Origin of the sequence: Streptomyces sp. NPDC087422, from assembly GCF_044744145.1 — a bacterium.
Taxonomy (GTDB): domain Bacteria; phylum Actinomycetota; class Actinomycetes; order Streptomycetales; family Streptomycetaceae; genus Actinacidiphila.
Genome location: NZ_JBIUXT010000014.1, coordinates 194,532 through 200,531 on the forward strand (window position 1 = coordinate 194,532; position 6,000 = coordinate 200,531).

5 protein-coding genes and 1 rRNA gene are annotated in these 6,000 nt (G+C 68.8%); 1 reads left to right on the forward strand and 5 read right to left on the reverse strand.

Features of this window, described 5'->3' with window-relative positions; translation table 11 throughout:
• Nucleotides 1-200 precede the first annotated feature (200 nt).
• The 3 genes from ACIO6U_RS32470 to ACIO6U_RS32480 all read right to left on the reverse strand — a co-directional run bounded on the left by ACIO6U_RS32470 (nucleotide 201) and on the right by ACIO6U_RS32480 (nucleotide 3,778).
• On the reverse strand, nucleotides 201-1,853 hold the full coding sequence (locus ACIO6U_RS32470) for an extracellular solute-binding protein (protein ID WP_355341804.1): 1,653 nt from the start codon (nucleotides 1,851-1,853) through the stop codon (nucleotides 201-203).
• A gap of 105 nt (nucleotides 1,854-1,958) precedes the next feature.
• Nucleotides 1,959-2,822, reverse strand: a complete 864-nt coding sequence (locus ACIO6U_RS32475; protein WP_355341801.1) for a carbohydrate ABC transporter permease — start codon at nucleotides 2,820-2,822, stop codon at nucleotides 1,959-1,961.
• Between the two features lie 101 nt (nucleotides 2,823-2,923).
• Nucleotides 2,924-3,778 (reverse strand): sugar ABC transporter permease, encoded by an 855-nt coding sequence (locus tag ACIO6U_RS32480; protein ID WP_188285565.1) that lies wholly within the window; start codon nucleotides 3,776-3,778, stop codon nucleotides 2,924-2,926.
• Nucleotides 3,779-4,224: 446 nt separating this feature from the next.
• On the opposite strand from ACIO6U_RS32480, the gene ACIO6U_RS32485 reads away from it, so the two are divergent.
• On the forward strand, nucleotides 4,225-5,226 hold the full coding sequence (locus tag ACIO6U_RS32485; RefSeq protein WP_401724556.1) for a hydroxyacid dehydrogenase: 1,002 nt from the start codon (nucleotides 4,225-4,227) through the stop codon (nucleotides 5,224-5,226).
• Nucleotides 5,227-5,304: 78 nt separating this feature from the next.
• On the opposite strand, the gene ACIO6U_RS32490 is transcribed toward ACIO6U_RS32485, so the two are convergent.
• On the reverse strand, nucleotides 5,305-5,838 hold the full coding sequence (locus ACIO6U_RS32490) for a GNAT family N-acetyltransferase (protein WP_355341795.1): 534 nt from the start codon (nucleotides 5,836-5,838) through the stop codon (nucleotides 5,305-5,307).
• 70 nt (nucleotides 5,839-5,908) lie between these two features.
• Nucleotides 5,909-6,000: ribosomal RNA gene (gene rrf, locus ACIO6U_RS32495) — 5S ribosomal RNA — on the reverse strand; the annotation flags it as partial.

Here is a 6,000-nt window from a genome sequence, read left to right on the forward strand (position 1 = left end):
TTCCTCAGCGGCCCGCGGCTCCGGATCCGCGACGGCCAACACGCGACGCAAGGACCGACCCACGGCCCGGCGCCAGGCTCAGCGCAGGGCCGGGTCCCACGCCCGACGCTTCGTTCAACACATCGTTCGACGCGGCGCCCGGCGCCCCCCGCGCTGCCGCCCAGCGTAGTAGTGCGGGGCCGGGCGGCAGGCACAGGGCGTCAGTGGTTGGCCGCGTAATCCGCCGCGTACTCGTCGGCGATCTTGTTCAGGCCGTCGCCGCGCATCTTCTTCACCGCCTCGTCCCACGCGCTCAGCGGCTTGCGCCCGGCCACGATCGCGCCGATCGTGTCGAGCCGGTACTGCCCGATGGTGGCTCCCGACCGGGTGAAAGTCTCCGACTGGAGGCCGAACCGCGGATTGCGTACGAGCATCGGCGCGATCTTCACCTGCCAGGCGTGGCTGCGCTTGACGTCGTCCGGCCGCCCCGGCAGGTAGAGCACCTGCGGCGCGTCGGACAGGTACTTGATCGGAAGATTGACGGTGCTCTCCACCAGACCGAGGTCCGTCGGTATCGGCGAGCCCTCCGCGTCCCGCGTGAAGTGCGTGCCCTCGATGCCGAAGTGCGTCAGCTCGTACTCCTTGGTGCCGAACGGCGCCGCCAAGTAGTCGAGCACCCGCAGGATCAGCTTGATCCGCTCGGGCGCGGCCTTCTTCAGCACCGTGTAGCCGAAGATCCCACGCGCCCGCTCCATGCCGGGCTTGCCACCGCCCGACGGCGTGTACGGCACCGCGCCGTCCAGGACGAAGGCGTCCTTGATGCTCGGGATGCTCGTGGTCAGTGCCCCGAAGCCGTCACCCATCGACGCGACCGTGCCGTTGTAGAAGAGCGTCTTGCAGTCGACGGTGGAGGTGCTGAGCGCGTTCGGCAGGTACGTCCCCGCCTGCCGCAGCTTCAGCATGAACTCCAGGCCCGCCTTGTACTCGTCCGTGCCGTACGCGTCGACGAAGTGCCCGCCGTCGAGCTTCCACTCCTGCGGCGCGCCGAACGCCATCGTGTGCACCGCGAAGCCGAAGCCGGTCTGCTGCGCCGCGCCCAGCGCGTACTTCTTGCCGTGCGTCGCCTCCTTGGCGACGGCCATGAAGTCGTCCGACGTCCAGCCGTCCTTCATGCCGGCCGCGCTGAAGATGTCGTTGTTGATCCACAGCGTGGTGCCGGGCGCGGACCGCTGCACCGGAATGCCGAGGATCCGCCCGCTGATCCGGCCCATGTCCTCCCACGCGTAGGTGGGGATGTTCGCCAGATTCGGGTAGTCCTTGACCGCGTCGCCCGCCAGGTACTCGCTCAGGTCCGCGCACTTGGCCTGCACGAATTGCGCCTCACGGGGCAGTACGTGACCACCGCCGAGGTTGATGACGTCCGGCAGGTCGTTGCCCGCCATCAAGGTGGCCATCTTGTTGTCGTAGTCGGAGTCCGGCACGACCGTGAACTCGATGTTCACCCCCAGCGCCTTGTTGACCGCCGCCCAGAACTTGTTCTCCGACGCGGGCTTCGGCGGCGTCCCGTACGAGATCGTCATCACCTTGATCGTCTCGCCGTTGCCCGGCTTGTCGGCGACCGCGCTGACCAGGTTCTTGGGATACGTCAGATAACCCGGCTGCACCCCGTCCGCCGTCCCCGGCAGATCGGGCGCGGGCCCGCTGACCGGCTTGTACGTCGGCCAGGGTGCGAGCTTCTTGCCCGCGTTGCTCACATCGTGGCCGCCGGACGAGGAGGACGAGCAGGCGGCGAGAACGGATGGGGCGGCCAGAGCGGCGCCACTTGCGGCGATCGAGCGCAGCAGCGTACGCCGCGAGAACGACGAGGTGCTCACGGTCAGTCCTTTCAGGGGTACGGGTGCGATGCGGGTGCGGTGATACGGGTACGGCGGCACGGTCCGCGGCCACGCGGCCACGCGGCCGCTCGGCCCGCGTACGGCTTAGCTCTTGATGGCGCCGGTCAGCACGCCCTTGGTGAAGTACTTCTGGAGGAAGGGGTAGACGACGAGGATCGGCACGGTCGCCACCACCAGCACCGCCATCTGGATCGTCTGGGGCGACGAGACCATCCCCGCCTCGCTGGCCCCGGAGTCCGCGAGCTGCGCACCCCCGATGACATACGTGCGCAGCACCTGTTGGAGCGGCCAGTGGTCGGAGTTGAGGTAGATCGACGCGTAGAACCAGGCGTTCCAGTACGAGACCGCGTAGAAGAGCCCGACGACCGCGAGGGCCGCCTTGGACAGCGGGAGGACGATCCTGCGCAGGATCAGCCACTCGCCCGCGCCGTCCAGCCGGGCCGCCTCGTACAGCTCCTCGGGGATCGACTGGAAGAAGCCACGCAGTACGACGAGGTTGAACACATTGATCAGGACGGGCGCGATCAACGACTCGTAGCTGTCGAGCATGTTCAGGCCCTTGACCAGCAGGAAGCCGGGGATCATGCCGGGCGGGAAGAGGAAGGTGAACAGGATCAGCAGCAGGATCGGCTTGCCGCCGAAGACCTGGGGACGGCTGAGCGCGTACGCCAGACCGATCGTGCAGGCGAGGCTGAGGGCCGTGCCGATGATCGTCACACCAGCGCTCACCCACAGCGCGTGGGTGACGATGCTGCCGTCGAAGATCTCCCGGTAGGCGCGCAGGGTGGGGTGTTCCGGCCACAGCACCCAGCCGCCGTTGGCGACCACGTCCTTGTTGGACGCGAAGCTGGTCGACACGATGATCAGGAACGGGACGGTGACCAGCAGGACGACGGCGACCAGGGCCAGCGCCTTGGCCGCCTGGGTGACGGGCTTCGGCTTCTCCATCCACGAAGGACGGACGGGACGGACCGGGCGACTCGAACGACGCGGGCGGACCGAACGGAACGGGCCGGTACGAGGCGTGCGACCGGCGGACTGAACGGCGCTCATCGGTAGACCCCCTGCTCGCCCAGCCGGTGCGCGACCTTGTTGGCGGTGAAGACGAGTACGGCGCCCACGACGCCCTTGAAGAGACCGGCCGCGGCGGCATAGCCGAAGTCGCCGCCGATGATGCCCTTGTAGTAGACGAAGGTGTCGATGATCTCGGCCGCCTCGGGCCCGACCGCGGGCCGTTGGAGCAGCATCTGCTCGAAGCCGACCGACAGGATGTCGCCGAGCCTCATGATCAGCAGAAGAACGATGATCGGCCGCAGCGACGGCAGGGTGACGTGCCAGAATCGCCGCCACGGACCCGCACCGTCGATCGCCGCGGCCTCGTACTGCTGCTCGTCGACCTGTGACAGCGCGGCGAGGAAGATGATCGTGCCCCAGCCGCAGTCCTTCCAGATCACCTGGGCCACGACCAGCGGCTTGAACGCGTCGGGGTTGCCGATGATGTTCACGGTGTGCAGGTGGGCGTCGCCGAGCACGCTGTTGAGCAGCCCGGTCTCGCCGAGCACCTGCTGGAAGAGGGCCACCACGATGACCCACGACAGGAAGTGCGGCAGATACGCCACGCTCTGCACGAACCGCCGCACGCTGTCGCGGGTCAGGCTGTGCAGCAGCATCGCCAGCGCGATCGGCACGGGGAAGAAGAAGACGAGCTGGAGCAGCGCTATCCACAGGGTGTTGACGACCGCGGCCCAGAAGTCCGGGTCGCCGAACATCCGCTGGAAGTTCGCGAAGCCCACCCACTGGCTGGCCCAGAGCCCGTCGAAGGGCACGTAGTCCTTGAACGCGATGACGTTCCCGACCATCGCGCCGTAGTGGAAAAGCAGGAAGTACGCCACGCCGGGCGCCATCAGCAGGACGAGGGCGGCATCCCTGCGCAGCCGCTTGCGGCGCGAGCCGGGCTCGGGCTTCACACGGTTCGCCCCGCCCCTACGGGCCAGGCGTTTCGCGCGTCTCACGCGTCGTTCGGACGCGCCCACCGCATCGGCGCGGCTGGTGGCGTCCTGTTCGGCAATCGCCATCGCGTCCTCCTCGACGCTTAAGGTGGGACGGAACCTAAACCGGTTACTACGACAGGTCAACCCCTTGCGCAGCCCAAGACGTTGACCTCTGATGGCATCGGACCTAATCTCAGAGCCAGAGAAAGAAACCGATTACACCGTGGTGCGCGGACAGCGGCCCGCACGCACGGCGCCGCACACGCACGACGACGAACATGAACACGAGCAGGACCACGAACACGAGCACGTCACCGTGCACAGACACACGCAGACCTGCGGACACGTGAGGGGCAGACATGGCGGAGCGTCCGAATCTGGTGCTGGCGATGCGTCCGGACATCCTCGACCTGGTACTTCCGGCCCCCCTGCGCACCCGGCTCGACGCCCTCGCGGCCGTCCACCCCGCCCTCGTCACCGACACCACGACGCCCGCCGCGCGGGCCGCGCTCGCCGACGCCGACGTACTGCTCACCGGCTGGGGCGCGCCCGCCGTCGACTCCGCCGTCCTGGCCCTCGCGCCCCGGCTCGGTGCCGTCATCCACGCCGCCGGCACCGTCAAAGGCCACGTCGGGCCCGAGGTCTGGCAGCGCGGCATCGCCGTCTCGTCGGCGGCCGACGCCAACGCCGGTCCCGTCGTGGACTTCACTATGGCCACGGTCGTCCTCGCCGCCCGCCGCGCGCTCGGCACCGCCGCCGAGTACACCGACGGCCAACTCCTCGGCTACCGCGACCGGCGCGGCGCGGACGGCGCCGTCGTCGGCGTCATCGGCGCCTCCCGCATCGGCCGCGGAGTGATCGCCCGGCTCATCGCCGCCCCCTCCGACTTCCGCGTCCTGCTCGCCGACCCGTACGTCTCCGCCGCCCAGGCCGCCGCTCTCGGTGCCGAACTCGTGGACCTCGACGAGCTGTGCGCGACCTCCGACATCGTGACCGTGCACGCACCCGATCTGCCCGAGACCCACCACCTGCTCGACGCCCGCCGCCTGGCCCTGATGCGCGACGGCGCCTCCGTCATCAACACCGCGCGCGGCCGACTGGTCGACACCGCGGCCCTCACCCGCGAATGCGCCGCGGGCCGCCTCGACGCCTACCTCGACGTCACCGACCCCGAACCACTCCCCCGCGGCCACCGGCTGCACAGCCTCCGCAACGTCCTGCTCACCCCGCACATCGCGGGCTGCCAGGGCACGGAGGTCCAACGGCTCGGTGCCTACGCCGTCGACGAGGTCGAGCGCTGGACACGCGACGAGGCGCTCCTGGGAGCCGTGCTGGCGGACGACTTGGCGCGCATCGCGTAAGGCGGCGCGCAACGCGTACGGCGGCGTGCAGCGGTACGGCGGTACGGTGCCGGATTCGTCGTCGTCCGGCGGCGCGGTCTAGCGGTCCCTGAAGAGCACCATCTCGTACTCCGTCTCGGACGGGTTCAGCGGATACTTCATCGTCTCGCCGGTGCGGATGAAGCCGAAGCGCTGGTAGAAGGACTCGGCACGGCCGTTGTCCTGGTGGACCCACAGGTACACGCGGTCGGTACGGTCCCAGGCCCAGGCGATGGCGGCGGCGAACAGGCGCTCGGCCAGACCGGTTCCGCGGGTCTCGGGGACCAGATAGACCGCGTTGACGGAGAAGTAGTCGGGACGCTCAACGACGACGGTGAGCATGCCGACCCAGGCGCCGCCCTGGTGTCCGTCGGTCTCGTCGGGTTTGCGGACCGCGTCACGGTCGATGGCGACGAACTGCTGGGATCCGGCACCGGACGCCCGTCGCTGCCAGACCGTGTCGCTCAGCGCGGCCTCCTCTTCGAAGGTCCGCGCGAAGGCCATGCTGCTGACCGGGTCCTGGAGCGCTGCCAACCGCAGTGCCCGGATCCGCTGCCACTCCGCCGGTGCCACCGGCCGTATCTCGTACCGCATCATCCGACGGTACAACGCAAAAAAGCTCGGGTCCTCCGAATTAAATTCGGAGGACCCGAGCTGAAAGATTGTTCGGCGGTGTCCTACTCTCCCACAGGGTCCCCCCTGCAGTACCATCGGCGCTGAAAGGCTTAGCTTCCGGGTTCGGAATGTAACCGGGCG